This is a genomic window from Chryseobacterium sp. CS3K3.1, from assembly GCF_059515165.1.
In genome coordinates this window covers 121,840-135,119 of the sequence record NZ_JCAKRV010000004.1, presented here as the reverse complement: position 1 = coordinate 135,119, position 13,280 = coordinate 121,840, and the positions used below count along the sequence as shown (strand labels likewise).

Below are 13,280 nucleotides of genomic sequence, written 5' to 3'. Positions count from 1 at the left end.
GGAAATTTCTTTTTTTATATTTTTAAGCATACTAATAATTGATGAAAAAGAATTATTTGCTGTTATTGCCATTTACGATTACCTTATTACAGGCACAAAATTCACAATTGTACTATTCCGGAAAATTTTTAACATCTAAGGATAAAGAACACAACTTTTTAAAGGTTTATAATAAAAACAGTGGTATTTATGAACTGACTGATGAAAAGGGATTGGCCATTATTGCAGCTAAACCTTATGATACCCTAGTGTGGAACCAGGGGAAAAATACCCATGTTATTTCTTCTTATGAACTCAGGGAATTAAAAACGATTCTGGAAAATCAGACAGGAAGTAAAAGTGTAGAAAATGTTTACAGTAAAGCCTATGACAGTCTTGTTTCAAAGGAGATTAAAGACGATTTCAGTATTGAAAAAACCAAAACCCGACTCAGTAAAAGATCACATTCTTATTTTGATAAAATAAGAAAATTAAAGCAGAAGAATGATAGTGTTTATGTTTTAAAAAGGATCAATAAGACAACATTGCTCTTTAACGGAAGCTTTACCACATCTTTTGATATTAAAAGCAGGAATGCTGTTCCGGGGACTCAAAATAAGTATGTCCAGGGAAGATCTGAAAATGGAAACCTTGTTTGGAAAGGCCCTGAAACGAATGAAATGTTCAGTTTTGGACCAGAGCTATCTACCCTTGGATTTAATGGATTACCTTATGAGTACGATCAGAATGGAAAACTGATTCCGTGGATTAATGGACTTCAGCGTGCAAAAAGATATGATAATAACCTCTTTAGAACAACGGTAGGTTATAATAACCAGTTGAATGTAAATGCTTTTATACAACAGGGTAACAATGAAAAACTCCGTCTTGCACTGAATCTGGGGCAGCAAAAGAACCAGATGTATTTTATTGATCAGTTTGATATTACCAATACCCTTAAAGCAAAGCTGAATGCAGATTTGGGTAGATATTACATTAATCTTGCTTTTAACTACGAAGAAGATAAAGCTACGAATACCAATAGAATAGGACTGTTCAACAGAGCTTACCAAAACTCATTGTTAACGCCGGTTTCTTTTTCAAATGAACAAAATACTCTCCTGAATAACGGTTCGCAGAGAAGCTACAGCAAATATGCAGACAATCCTTCTTTCCTTTTTGAGCAGGATAGCCAATACCGCTATAAGAATCGGGACAGACAGTTGAGTCTCAGCGTAGCGAAAGACTGGGATCAGTTTAAACTGAATATTACTCAGTCCTATGAAAGTATTACTACCTGGAATCAGGACCAATATAAACCTTCTACTTATGGTTTCATCAGCGGTGTATCGAATGAAAGGATTCAAAACAACAACTCCTATCATTCCAATATACAGGGCTCTTATTCATTGGGAAACTATGACTTTAGAAATACTTTCAGCCTGAATTTTATTTTAAATGACAAAAAATCCGACATTTATAACAGCCTGACCCATCAAAGATATCTCTATCAGAGAACTTCACAGGATCATATTTTTAATTATAATATGAACATCCGCGATTATGATTTCGAAGCAGGTCTTAATCTTGGAAATTCATTTTATATCTCTAATACTTCTATTAAAAATAATTATTGGCTTCCAAAGGCTAACTTTTATCTGAAGTTCAATGAGATCTTCAATTGGTATAATTACAATTTTAAATTATTTGGAAGCTATACACAATTAGGCTCCGAGCCGGAAATTATAAGATCCTATGCTTCGTATTCTACTACTTTGCTGAAGGCGGAAAATTACAATCAATACTTTCCGGTGCAGGAAGTAGAAAGCTTCCGGGGTTTATCTAATATTAATACACAGGAATGGAAAATTGGAGCCAGGCTGAATCTTGGGTATAAAATAAGTGTAGATGGAGAATATTTTAATAAAAAGAATACTGACGATATATTTCCTGTCTTTGAAAACAATCAGCTGAGGTTAAAGAATGTAGCAGATCATACCTACAGCGGATATGAATTCAATTTTGCTTACGAACGATTACGTCTGGGATACGATATGTATACCACCCATAAAGTTTCCTTTTTCAAATATAAAGATATTGTAGACCGGATAGCTCCGGGATATCAGGATCTGACGGTTTCAGGATTCAAAGATATTTATAAAACACTATCAGAAGGTCAGGTTTTGGGTGCTGTGATGGGCAGTTACTTTGAAAGAAATGCAGCCGGACAACTGATCATTGATGAGTTCGGTTTTCCTGAAAAAGCAGACGGAATGAAAATTATTGCAGATCCTACACCGGATTTTGTGATGAAATTCAACCACAGTTTTGCCTATAAAAACTGGTCCTTAGATATCAATTGGGAATGGAAAAAAGGAGGCCACCTTTGGAACGGGACACAGGCGGTTCTCGATTACTACGGTCGTTCTTACGGCTCAGGAGAAGAAAGGAACATCAAAAATTATATTTTCGAAGGTGTACAGGCCAATGGAACTGTCAACCAGATTCCTGTGGATTTCTATGATCCCAACCAGAATGTTATGGAAAACAGGTGGTCGAGGTACGGTTATTTAGGCATGGCTGAAAATTATGTTCAAAAGGCAGATTATATAAGAATCAACAATATATCCGTTTCCTCAGATTTCCCGATTAACAACAGTAAACAGAATCTTAAACTGACTTTTTATGTAAACAATGTCATGCTCTGGCAGGCTAATAATGGGGTAGATCCCAACCAGAATTTCTACGATATGAGCAATGGAAGAGGATTGGATTTTTTTAATCTTCCTTCCTTTAAAACATTTGGCTGTATTGTTTCACTTAAATTTTAACTCATGAATCTCAAGTTTATATCCACCTATATCATCCTGCTGTGCTTATTGTTTTCAGCCTTTTCTGTGAAAGGCCAGCAACCATTTCAGGACTTTGAAAAAGAAAAAACCTACATTCAGACCAATCATGTTTTTTATAAACCTGGGGAGCAAATGTATTTTAAAATATATGTGGTAAAAGGAAACAATAATTTACCGGTCGAAGAAAGCAGAGTCGTAAATTTCGAAATAACAGACCCTGCAGGAAGTGTTGTGAAAAAATTGAAATATGAAATTACCAATGGATACGCCGTGGGAGATTTCTATTTTGCTGAAGATATGAAGGGTGGCATCTATAAAATCAGAGCTTTTACCAACTGGATGCAGAACGAAGAAGGGAAAAATACCTTCGAAAAAGAAATTACCCTCCAGAAAATTGTATCTCCAAGAATTTTAATGAAACTGGATTTTCCTAAAAAAGGATATGGCCCTGGGGATGAGGTAAGTGCTGATTTTTCAATGAGAAGTCTTAGCAATCTTCCGATTCCTTTTTATGAAGCAGATTACACCGTAATGCACAACGGAGAAACCGTTTCAGAAGGAAAACTCATTACGGATAAAGAAGGCAAAAAACTGTTGACCTTTAAGCTTCCTGAAGTTTTGAAATCCTCTGATGCTCTTTTGAATATCAAAGTGAATTTTGACGGATTTACCGAATCCATCTCCAGAAATATTCCTGTTGTCCTGAATAATCTGGATGTAAAATTCTTACCGGAAGGCGGAACTTTTGTCAATGGAATAGAACAGAATATCGCTTTTAAAATTCTGGATGAGTTTGAAAAACCTGTAGATGCTGTTCTGGCAGTTTACAATCAGAATCACGTAAAAATAAAAGAAATTTCAGCCTATAATTTCGGAATGGGAAACTTCTGGTTTACGCCTACAATAGGAGAAACTTATTATGCAAAAGTTGTAAAACCGGAAAATATTACCCAGACTTTTAATCTCCCGGTAGCAAAAAATGAAGGACTGGTTTTGAATATTCGGAATGAAAATAAAAACCTGAATGTTACCATCGTTTCCACCCGGGAAAAAACAATTACCCTGCAGGGAAGTTTCCGTGGAAAAGACGTTTACAGCAAAATTATTTCGCTGAAAAAAGGAATAAATTCTTTAGAAATTGCAGAAAAAGATTTCCCCACAGGAATCTGTAGGTTTACCATTCTGGAAAACAGTATGCCACTTGCAGAAAGGATTGTTTTTACCAATAAAGTAAACCAGCTGAATATAAAAGTTACCCCTGTAAAGCAACATTATCTTCCAAGGGAAAAAGTAATGCTGAATATTGAAACTACCGATGAAAATAATAAACCTGTTCCCGCTAATCTTGGAATAAGTGTGGTAGATGATAAGCTATGGACTTATGCCGATGATAAACAGAATCATATTATTTCCTGGCTTTTGATGGACTCTGAGCTCAAAGGGAAAATTGAAAAGCCTCAGTTTTATTTCGATAAAAAAGAAGAAAAAGCAGATAAAAGCTTAGATCTTGTGATGCTGACAAACGGTTACCGATATTTTGAGCCTATTCCGGAAATTGTGAAGAGCAATAAATACAAATATCTTCCTGAAAAGAAAAACACAATCTATGGCGTGGTAGAAGATGAAAACAAAAAACCGGTGAAAGCAGATGTTTTTCTTTTGGACACCTATAATAAAAAGATCCTCAAACAGACTGTTGCTGAAAACGGGAAGTTTTATTTTTCGGATTTAAATGCAAATAATTCTTATAAAATTATTGCAAAGTCTTTTCAGCCTAAACATCAGATGAAAATCAGAATTCTGTCTTATAATCTGGATATTAATCCTTTAGTAAAACAGAAACTTACCCATATAGACGTAGAAGAAATTGTAAAGGAAGCTGAAAGAAAAGAAGAAGTAAAAAAAGAAAACAGAAACAATACCAGTCAGCTGAATAATCCCGGCAGATCAAAAACCGATACCATCAGTAAAAATAAGAGTATTGAAGAAGTAATTGTTGTGGGGTACGGGGTAAAGAAAGATCAATTAACGGTTGCTTCTACCACAGTTTCTTCTTCTATGGAAATGCAGAATGCCAGCGTAACTTCTATGTTGAGTGGAAAAGTAGCAGGATTAGTTATAACAGGTACCGGACAGTCGGGGACAGGAGAACAGATCAATATCAGAGGAACGGCCTCTATTACCAATAAGAACCCTCTATTCATTGTGGATGGTATTCCTGTCGAAAACTTTAATACGACGATTAATCCAAATGATATCAACAGTATTACCGTTTTGAAAGATGCTGCGGCTACCGCTATTTACGGAAGCAGAGCTGTGAATGGAGTAGTGATCGTCAACTCATCCAAAAATAGAAAATCAGAAATAAGTTTTGATATTACCCCGAAATCTTACCTTGCCATAGAAACCGTGCCTTATGGAAAACTAATAGCATATGAGGGGGCAAGAGAATTCGTTTATCCTGAGTATAAATCCACCAGTACCTCTTACCGTTTTGATTACAGAGAAGCGCTTTACTGGAATCCCGTAGTAGAAACCGATAAAAGCGGAAAAGCAAAAGTAGAGTTTTATAATTCAGATGCGAATTCCACTTTCAGAATTATGACAGAAGGAATTGCCGCATCAGGACTTTTGGGAAGAGATGAAACAACATATGCTGCCCAGAGTCTGATTTCGATAGATACTAAAATTCCTCAGTACCTGACGAGAACAGACCAGATGACAATTCCTGTGGTGATTAAAAATAATTCTTCTGAAACGCGTAAAATGACCATGGACGTTATTGTACCGAACCATGTGAAACTCATCAGTTCTGATAGTCTTATCACTCTGAAACCATTAGAATCAGGAAGATTATTTGTGAAAATACAGGCTGATGAGACTGTGAATTCTGATATTCAGTTTTCAGTGAGATCAGGAGATTTCAGAGAGACAATGATTCTTCCGTTTAAAGTAGAAGAAAAAGGATTTCTCCATCAGTTTTCCATCATTAATAATAAAACAGAAGATCTCAAAATCAATATTCCGGAGTATATCAACGGAAGTCTGTATTCGTCCTATTATGTATTTGAAAGTACGGCTCTGAAGATGTTTGGAGACATAGAGCAACTTAAAAAGGAACCTCATGGATGTTTTGAACAGCTTTCCTCAACAGTATATCCTAACATTTTTATTCTTGATTATTTAAAATCAAATAAAAAAATAGACACCGCGACTGAAAATCTGGTGATAAAAAACCTGAGAAAAGGCTTCCAGAAGTTGCTGAGTTATAAAAATAAAGACGGAGGTTTCGGATATTTCAGCTCCGCAGAATCAGATGTTGCCCTTTCAGCATTCGCATTACTGGAATTTACGGAGTTAAAGAAGTATGTGAACCCGGATACTAAGCTCATCCAGGGACTTTCCTCATTTATTTTGTCAAAAAAGAATGCAAACGGATTATTCGAAGTAAGAAAACCCTATGAGTCCCAAAAAGACTTTTCTGAATTTTCCTGGTCGAGAAATATGTATGTTGTATATGCTTTATCCAAACTGGGCTTTAAAAATGAAATTGAAGATTCCTTTCAGGTAATGCTGAAAAGAGCTTTGGCTACGAAAGATTCTTATCAATTGGCTTTACTTGCTAATGCAGCAGCATATCTGGGGAAACAAAAAGAATATGACGATATGATAGACATTCTGGACAAACAATATGAAACAAAGAAGGTAAAATCTGAAGTTACTTTTACGGGTTCATGGGGAATGTCTGCAGATGCAGAAACACTTTCGTTATATATAATGGCACTTCAGAAAGATGAGAAACTTAATCAGTTGAAAATCGCTGAAGCAGTTGATCAGCTTATTGGTTTGAATGGCTATTTCGGATTCGGATCTACGCAGGCCACAACACTGGCAATCCAGGCATTATCTGATTTTTTCTCTAAAAATGATAAGTTGTATGGAACTGAAAAACCGCTGATTACCATTAATAAAGCACAAACCTTACCTATGATAAGTACTTCATCAGCGTTTAAAGCCGGAGAAAATACGATTAATATTCATTATCCAAATAAGAATGGACTGCCTTATAAGCTGGAATATCAATATTACACGCTTCAGGCTCCGGAAAGCAAGGATATTCCTCTTACCATGGAGACCAAATTAAAATCCGGAATATCAAAAACAGGGGAGACCAGGAGAATGACCATTACTGTAAAAAATAAAATAAACGGTGAATTGCCGATGACCATAGCAAAGATTGGTATCCCGGCAGGACTGACGCTGCAAAATGCCTTATTGAAAGATATGGTTGATAAAAAACAGGTTTCTTACTATGAAATTTTCGATAACTATCTGGTTTTATACTGGGAACATTTCAATGCAGAGGAAACAAAGACTATTAATCTTGATCTCAAAGTAGAATTTGCCGGAACGTATACAGGAAAATCGAGTAACGTATATCTGTATTATATGCCGGAAGCAAAATATTGGAACCAAGGGATTACAACCAGTATTGAACCTTAATTTTTATAAACTGAAACAGACATCTATTGATCCTTGTCAAGGTTTTAAACCTTGGCAAGGATCATTAAAAATCTTTTTAAAAGAAATAACCTTAAATTAATTTTCAAAAATTATTGAAAATTCAAAAAATATAATTACATTTGTTACAGAAATTAAAAAAGGAAACAAGATGCAACTTTCAGAAGCCAAAGAAAAATACATTCAGACCTGGGGAACCTTTGCTACCAATTGGGGAATCAACCGTACGATGGCACAGGTGCATGCATTGCTTCTGGCGAGCGGAAAACCTCTTTCTACAGATGAAGTCATGGAACAACTGGAGATTTCAAGAGGAAATGCCAATATGAATCTACGTGCTTTGATAGACTGGGGCATCGTAAAAAAGGAATTTGTAAAAGGCGACCGTAAAGAATATTTTGTAGCTGAAAAAGATGTCTGGTATCTGTTCAAACAAATTACCAAAGAAAGAAGAAAAAGAGAGATTGAACCTGTGATTTCCTTTCTTGAAGAGTTAAAAAATATTGAGGATAAAGATTCGGAAGAAGCGCAGGAATTTATCAAGCTGATGAATGATTTCAGTTCTGTCACCGGAAAAATCAATAACATCATGGATCTGGCGATAAAAAGTGATGACCACTGGCTGGTAGGGAAGATTACCAATCTGTTGAAATAAAAATAAAGAGGGTGAAAATCCTTTTTTATTTCAATATAATTTTCAAAAATTACTGAAAATATAAAATTAATAATAATTATGAAAAATTTAATCATTCACTTATTCCTGATTATTTATTTCAGAAGAAAAGGATCACTTTAAAACCATTGCTGCCATGAAAACATTTGCAAAATATGATTATTACATTCAGTTATTCTTTATAATAATTGGGCCTCAGGCTTTTATATTGGGTGGTTTGTCTGGATTTGTTCTGTTTTATTTTATAGTAGGAATTCCTCAATTGGTAAGTTTCCTGATCAAACTGTTTTTCAAAACAAAAAAGTCAGCATTGTATATCGCGTATGGAATTGTAATAGTACCGGTCTGGATTATTGTAACCATCTTGTTTACAGAGAAACACATCAATGATTTTTTTGGATATGTTTTAATGGCCGCTCTTTTATATAGTCCTGTGATGGCAGTGGCGTATGTTTATGACTGTTATACTATTTATCAACCTTATCAATCACAATTATGAAAACGCTCAAAAACCACACATTAATCTACGACAATGAATGTCCTATGTGCAATCTCTACTCCAAAGGTTTTACTAAATGCGGAATGCTGGATGCAGATGGAAGAGAAGCCTTTACAGAAATCACATTGAGAAATAAAATCCTGATAGACTTCAACCGTGCGAAAAATGAAATTGCTCTGGTAGATCACAACAAAAATGAAGTCGTTTACGGATTAGACAGTCTGCTCCTCATCATTGGAAACTCTTTTCCATTGTTGGCAAAAATTGCACGGACAGAACCTCTGTATTGGTTTTTTCAAAAACTGTATTCTTTCGTTTCTTATAACAGGAAACAGATCATTCCTTCCTCAAAAGACTATACAGAACAATCCTGTGTTCCAGATTTTAATCTGAAATACAGAATGGCATACATCAGTTTTGTTGTTATTTTTTCAGCATGTATCCTAAGTATATTTTCCGGTAAACTGAACTTGAATTTAGAGAGGAATTTCGTGAGAGAATTTGCCGTTTGCTTTGGCCAGATCCTTTGGCAGATTATCTTTTTAAAAGCTTATGTCAAAGATAAAATCTGGGATTATCTCGGAAATATGATGACTGTTTCGTTAATCGGAACTTTACTGTTAATTCCTGCGCTGATGACCAGTTTTGCTCCTGTTTTTTATATGATCTATTTTGGAATTGTAGTATTGATCATGTTTGTGGAACATATCAGGAGATGTAGAATACTAAAGCTAAATTTTCTTCCTACCATTTCATGGATATTATTTAGAATAACAGCGCTAACAATCATTTTTCTGGCCACTTGGAAATAAAATATAACAAGCCAAAACGTTTTAAAAATGTCAACCATCTATTTAAACACAGTCATTAAAGCAGATATTCACTATGTTTTTGATCTGGCAAGAAATATCGATCTGCATCAGCAATCCACTTCTAAGTCTCATGAAAAAGCCATTGGAGGACGTACCTCTGGATTGATTGAAGAAAACGAAACCGTAACCTGGCGGGCAAAACATCTGGGAGTTTATCAAAATCTCACCACGAAAATTATCAGCATGGAAAAACCGTTTCAGTTTATTGATGTTATGCAGGAAGGAGCCTTCAAATCCATGCGCCACCGACATATTTTTAAATCCGTAAATGGGAATACCCTGATGACAGATATTTTCGAGTTTGAATCTCCGCTGGGTATTTTAGGGAAATTATTTAACTCAATTTTTCTTAAAGGATATCTAAGGAAATTTTTACTCAGAAGAAATGAAATGATCAAAACTATTGCAGAATCTTCTGTCCGTGACGGGATTGCGATTTTTTAACCTTAAAAACAACGTTATGAACTTTTTAAAAGCAGAATGGCGAAAGTTGGCCATCATCAATTACGAAATCAATCCTGAAGTTTTGCTGCCCTATCTTCCAAAAGGAACAGAGCTCGATTTTTATAAAGGCAGATGCTATGTAAGCTTGGTGGGATTTATGTTTTTAAATACCAGGCTGTTAGGCCTTCCTATTCCCTTTCACCGGAATTTTGAAGAAGTGAATCTAAGGTTTTACGTCAAGAAAAAAGAAAAAGGCATCTGGAAAAGAGGAGTGGTGTTTATCAAAGAAATTGTTCCCAAACCTGCATTAAGCCTGGTCGCCAATGCTGTTTACAAGGAAAACTATCACACGATGAAGATGAAAAATCAGATGGAAAAAGGAGAGGATGAACTGCTGATCCGTTATTCATGGAAAGATAAAAACTGGCATTCTATTCAGATTAAGGCTGGAAATACAGCAAAACCAATGGAGGAAAACTCAGAATTTGAATTTATCACAGAACACTATTTTGGCTTTACAAAAAAGGAAAATACAACCTCCGAATACGAAGTATGTCATCCGAAATGGGAATGCTACAGCATAAAAGAATATGAGCTGGAGGTAGATTTTCAAAAAATATACGGCAATGATTTTGCATGCCTGAATCATCAGAAACCTCTATCGGTAATGCTTGCCGAAGGCTGCGAAATTCAGGTCAAAACCAAGAAATGCATCAGCTGAAAAATGAAGAGATTAAAATATCTTGTTTATTCATAAACATCTGTGAAAATCTGTGTCATCTGTGGGAAAAAAACACTTTCCAATAATAGTTGCTACAAATTATTTTAAACACAAATATCACCAATACTTTCACAAATAAGCACAAGGAAAATACAACATAATCATCTGTGAAAATCTGCGAAATCTGTGGGAAAACCTTAAACATTGAACTCAAAACTTTAAACTTCAAAACAATGAAAATCATCATAGCCGGAGGCACCGGATTTCTCGGTGAAAACTTAGAAAAATACTTTACAGAAAAAGGACATCATGTCTATATTTTTACCCGCAATCCTCAACGTAAAAACGAAATCTATTGGGATGCCCGAACAATAGGAGAATGGAAAAACAGCCTTGAAAATGCCGATGTTCTGATCAATCTTACGGGGAAATCTGTAGACTGCCGGTATCATGAAAAAAATAAACAGGAGATCTATTCTTCAAGAATCAACAGTACAAAAATATTACAGAAAGCAGTAGATGAATGTTCTGAAAAACCAAAAATATGGCTGAATGCAAGTTCTGCAACCATTTATGTTCACTCTGAAAATAACTTAAATACAGAAGAAAACGGAATTATCGGAGACGATTTTTCTATGAATATCTGCAAAAGCTGGGAGAAAGAATTTTTTGCAGTTAAAAATGAAGAAATACGAAAAGTTGCCCTTCGTACTTCTATTGTCCTTGGAAATAATGGCGGTGCTTTTCCAAAACTGAAAATGATTACAAAACTGGGGTTAGGTGGAAAACAGGGAAGAGGAAACCAGATGGTAAGCTGGATTCATATCGAAGATTTCTGTAAAGCAGTGGATTGGATTATTCAGGATGAGAATCTTTCAGGAACAGTGAATATAACTGCTCCGGATCCTCTTTCCAATGAAAATATGATGAAAAAACTAAGACATAAAATAAAAGTTCCTTTTGGACTCAATGCTCCTGTGTGGCAGTTGGAAATAGCCTCCCTATTCCTGAATACAGAAACAGAATTATTATTAAAAAGCAGAAACGTTTACCCTGAAAAACTTATAAAAAACGGATTTCACTTTTCATATCCCACATTTGATGAAGCGATTCTTAATCTCTTGGAATCCTAATGTTTGCGGGTTTCCCAAAGGATAATTAAATTAGCAGAAAACTATTCCCTATGCTGGCTATATCCAAAATAAAACCCTTTTTTCTTTCATCCTTTTTAATAAGTTCAATTGCTTTTTCACAAGCTCATAATGTATCAGAAGGTTATCAGAAGCCTACAGACCCATTGGTTGTCCAGAATCTTGAGCAGTGGCAGGATATGAAATTCGGACTGTTTATGCATTGGGGAACCTACAGCCAGTGGGGGATTGTTGAAAGCTGGAGCTTATGCCCGGAAGATGAATCGTGGACACAGAGAAAACCTGAACACGGGAAATCTTATTACGAATATGTGAAGAATTATGAAAATCTTCAGACAACATTCAATCCAACTCAGTTCAATCCTAAGAAATGGGCTGATGCAGTAAAAAATGCCGGAATGAAATATGTGGTTTTTACCACCAAGCATCACGATGGTTTCGCCATGTTTGATACCCAACAATCAGATTATAAAATTACATCTCCCAAGACCCCTTTTTCAAAAAATCCAAAATCTGATGTGACGAAAGAAATTTTCAATACTTTCCGAAAAGAAGGATTTAAAATAGGAGCTTATTTCTCAAAGCCTGATTGGCATTCCGATGATTACTGGTGGTCTTATTTTCCGCCCAAAGACAGAAATGTCAATTACGATCCAAAGAAATACCCGGAAAGATGGGAGAACTTTAAAAAATTCACTTTCAATCAGCTGAATGAAATTACTTCCAATTATGGGAAAGTTGATATTCTTTGGCTGGATGGCGGCTGGGTACGTCCTTTTCATACGATAGACCCTAAAGTAGAATGGCAGCGTACCATTAAAGTAGAGCAGGATATTGATATGGATAAAATAGGGACAATGGCAAGAAAAAATCAGCCGGGAATGATCATTGTAGACCGTACCGTTTCCGGAAAATGGGAGAACTATGTCACTCCTGAGCAGGCAGTTCCGGAACACGCGCTTTCCATTCCCTGGGAAAGCTGCATCACTATGGGAGAGTCCTTTTCTTACGTTCCCAATGACAACTATAAAACCTCTCAAAAGATCATTGAAACATTGGTTAAAATCATTTCAAGAGGAGGAAATTACCTTATGAATATTGCGCCCGGACCTAACGGAGATTATGATCCGGTAGTTTATGAAAGATTACAGCAAATTTCAGGTTGGATGGAGAAAAATCAGTCCGCTGTTTTTGCAACCAGAAGCATTGCGCCTTATCATGACGGAAATTTTTATTATACACAAAGCAAAGATGGAAAAACAGTAAATGTTTTTCACTTGGATGAAAAAACAAACTATGAGTCTCCATCAACATTAATTTTTACAGTTCCGGAAAATTTTAAACCAAAATCTTTGAAAATTTTAGGATTATCAAACAAAATTCAATGGAAAAAATCAGGGAATTCAATTGAAATTAATTTACCGAAAGAAAGAGCTCAGTTAAAATATTCAACTGTCATTCAAATACTGCAATAGTTGAATTTGTGACTCATTTTTTATATTAAAGTGACATAGGAAATCGGAGCGTTAAGAGAATAAAGTCTGAGAACGTTAAGAAAACTCTACTGT

The 13,280-nt window shown here is 35.4% G+C and carries 9 protein-coding genes; all 9 read left to right on the top strand.

What is annotated here, in order from left to right:
• Positions 1 to 41 precede the first annotated feature (41 nt).
• Positions 42 to 2,810 carry a hypothetical protein gene (locus AC5YGI_RS05895; RefSeq protein ID WP_496167775.1) on the top strand — a complete coding sequence of 923 codons (2,769 nt, stop codon included), beginning with the start codon at positions 42 to 44 and terminating at the stop codon, positions 2,808 to 2,810.
• Between the two features lie 3 nt (positions 2,811 to 2,813).
• Positions 2,814 to 7,334, top strand: coding sequence for a TonB-dependent receptor plug domain-containing protein (locus AC5YGI_RS05890; protein ID WP_330747081.1), 4,521 nt, complete (start codon positions 2,814 to 2,816; stop codon positions 7,332 to 7,334).
• A gap of 169 nt (positions 7,335 to 7,503) precedes the next feature.
• Complete coding sequence (locus AC5YGI_RS05885) at positions 7,504 to 8,007, top strand: GbsR/MarR family transcriptional regulator (RefSeq protein ID WP_034696386.1); 504 nt, start codon at positions 7,504 to 7,506, stop codon at positions 8,005 to 8,007.
• Between the two features lie 154 nt (positions 8,008 to 8,161).
• Complete coding sequence (locus AC5YGI_RS05880) at positions 8,162 to 8,524, top strand: hypothetical protein (RefSeq protein WP_330747080.1); 363 nt, start codon at positions 8,162 to 8,164, stop codon at positions 8,522 to 8,524.
• A complete protein-coding gene (locus AC5YGI_RS05875; protein WP_330747079.1) occupies positions 8,521 to 9,336 on the top strand; it encodes a DCC1-like thiol-disulfide oxidoreductase family protein in 816 nt (271 codons plus the stop codon). The genes AC5YGI_RS05880 and AC5YGI_RS05875 overlap by 4 nt, the downstream gene beginning before the upstream one ends.
• A 27-nt stretch (positions 9,337 to 9,363) precedes the next feature.
• On the top strand, positions 9,364 to 9,840 hold the full coding sequence (locus AC5YGI_RS05870; RefSeq protein ID WP_330747078.1) for an SRPBCC family protein: 477 nt from the start codon (positions 9,364 to 9,366) through the stop codon (positions 9,838 to 9,840).
• A gap of 16 nt (positions 9,841 to 9,856) precedes the next feature.
• Positions 9,857 to 10,561 carry a YqjF family protein gene (locus AC5YGI_RS05865; protein WP_496167773.1) on the top strand — a complete coding sequence of 235 codons (705 nt, stop codon included), beginning with the start codon at positions 9,857 to 9,859 and terminating at the stop codon, positions 10,559 to 10,561.
• Positions 10,562 to 10,794: 233 nt separating this feature from the next.
• Positions 10,795 to 11,694 (top strand): TIGR01777 family oxidoreductase, encoded by a 900-nt coding sequence (locus AC5YGI_RS05860; protein WP_330747076.1) that lies wholly within the window; start codon positions 10,795 to 10,797, stop codon positions 11,692 to 11,694.
• Positions 11,695 to 11,744: 50 nt separating this feature from the next.
• Positions 11,745 to 13,187, top strand: coding sequence for an alpha-L-fucosidase (locus AC5YGI_RS05855; RefSeq protein ID WP_330747075.1), 1,443 nt, complete (start codon positions 11,745 to 11,747; stop codon positions 13,185 to 13,187).
• Positions 13,188 to 13,280 lie beyond the last annotated feature (93 nt).

Bases quoted from the DNA above. Each gene is read 5' to 3' on its own strand.
- AC5YGI_RS05895 (WP_496167775.1), top strand. From the start codon at position 42: ATGAAAAAGAATTATTTGCTGTTATTGCCATTTACGATTACCTTATTA.
- AC5YGI_RS05865 (WP_496167773.1), top strand. From the start codon at position 9,857: ATGAACTTTTTAAAAGCAGAATGGCGAAAGTTGGCCATCATCAATTAC.
- AC5YGI_RS05870 (WP_330747078.1), top strand. From the start codon at position 9,364: ATGTCAACCATCTATTTAAACACAGTCATTAAAGCAGATATTCACTAT.
- AC5YGI_RS05890 (WP_330747081.1), top strand. From the start codon at position 2,814: ATGAATCTCAAGTTTATATCCACCTATATCATCCTGCTGTGCTTATTG.
- AC5YGI_RS05880 (WP_330747080.1), top strand. From the start codon at position 8,162: ATGAAAACATTTGCAAAATATGATTATTACATTCAGTTATTCTTTATA.
- AC5YGI_RS05860 (WP_330747076.1), top strand. From the start codon at position 10,795: ATGAAAATCATCATAGCCGGAGGCACCGGATTTCTCGGTGAAAACTTA.
- AC5YGI_RS05855 (WP_330747075.1), top strand. From the start codon at position 11,745: ATGCTGGCTATATCCAAAATAAAACCCTTTTTTCTTTCATCCTTTTTA.
- AC5YGI_RS05875 (WP_330747079.1), top strand. From the start codon at position 8,521: ATGAAAACGCTCAAAAACCACACATTAATCTACGACAATGAATGTCCT.
- AC5YGI_RS05885 (WP_034696386.1), top strand. From the start codon at position 7,504: ATGCAACTTTCAGAAGCCAAAGAAAAATACATTCAGACCTGGGGAACC.